We start from the raw sequence: 1,569 nt of genomic DNA, 5'->3' as shown, positions 1-1,569 counted from the left end.
ATTGAGAGTTTGATCTTGGCTCAGGACGAACGCTGGCGGCGTGCCTAATACATGCAAGTCGAGCGCGGGAAGCTAACAGATCTCTTCGGAGTGACGTTAGTGGAACGAGCGGCGGACGGGTGAGTAACACGTGGGCAACCTGCCTGTAAGACTGGGATAACTCCGGGAAACCGGGGCTAATACCGGATAATACTTTCTTTCGCATGAAGGAAAGTTGAAAGATGGCCTTCGGCTATCACTTACAGATGGGCCCGCGGCGCATTAGCTAGTTGGTGAGGTAACGGCTCACCAAGGCAACGATGCGTAGCCGACCTGAGAGGGTGATCGGCCACACTGGGACTGAGACACGGCCCAGACTCCTACGGGAGGCAGCAGTAGGGAATCTTCCGCAATGGACGAAAGTCTGACGGAGCAACGCCGCGTGAACGAAGAAGGTTTTCGGATCGTAAAGTTCTGTTGTTAGGGAAGAACAAGTACCGTTCGAATAGGGCGGTACCTTGACGGTACCTATCGAGGAAGCCCCGGCTAACTACGTGCCAGCAGCCGCGGTAATACGTAGGGGGCAAGCGTTGTCCGGAATTATTGGGCGTAAAGCGCGCGTAGGCGGTTTCTTAAGTCTGATGTGAAATCTTGCGGCTCAACCGCAAGCGGTCATTGGAAACTGGGGAACTTGAGTACAGAAGAGGAGAGCGGAATTCCACGTGTAGCGGTGAAATGCGTAGATATGTGGAGGAACACCAGTGGCGAAGGCGGCTCTCTGGTCTGTAACTGACGCTGAGGTGCGAAAGCGTGGGGAGCGAACAGGATTAGATACCCTGGTAGTCCACGCCGTAAACGATGAGTGCTAGGTGTTAGGGGGTTTCCGCCCCTTAGTGCTGCAGTTAACGCATTAAGCACTCCGCCTGGGGAGTACGGCCGCAAGGCTGAAACTCAAAAGAATTGACGGGGGCCCGCACAAGCGGTGGAGCATGTGGTTTAATTCGAAGCAACGCGAAGAACCTTACCAGGTCTTGACATCTTCGGATGTCCCTAGAGATAGGGAGTTCCCTTCGGGGACCGAATGACAGGTGGTGCATGGTTGTCGTCAGCTCGTGTCGTGAGATGTTGGGTTAAGTCCCGCAACGAGCGCAACCCTTGATCTTAGTTGCCAGCATTTAGTTGGGCACTCTAAGGTGACTGCCGGTGACAAACCGGAGGAAGGTGGGGATGACGTCAAATCATCATGCCCCTTATGACCTGGGCTACACACGTGCTACAATGGATGGTACAGAGGGCAGCAAAACCGCGAGGTCGAGCAAATCCCATAAAACCATTCTCAGTTCGGATTGCAGGCTGCAACTCGCCTGCATGAAGCCGGAATCGCTAGTAATCGTGGATCAGCATGCCACGGTGAATACGTTCCCGGGCCTTGTACACACCGCCCGTCACACCACGAGAGTTGGCAACACCCGAAGTCGGTGGGGTAACCTTTGGAGCCAGCCGCCGAAGGTGGGGCCAATGATTGGGGTGAAGTCGTAACAAGGTAGCCGTATCGGAAGGTGCGGCTGGATCACCTCCTTTCTAAGGATA

Annotated in this window: 1 rRNA gene; it reads left to right on the top strand. The window is 54.7% G+C overall.

Annotated elements, in window-relative coordinates:
* A 16S ribosomal RNA gene (locus tag ACTNEP_RS20380) occupies window positions 1–1,560 on the top strand.
* Window positions 1,561–1,569 lie beyond the last annotated feature (9 nt).

It is taken from the genome of Gracilibacillus sp. HCP3S3_G5_2, assembly GCF_052063305.1.
GTDB lineage: Bacteria > Bacillota > Bacilli > Bacillales > Amphibacillaceae > Gracilibacillus.
The sequence above is the reverse complement of the archived record's forward strand: the minus strand, read 5'-3'. Positions and strand labels throughout refer to the sequence as shown.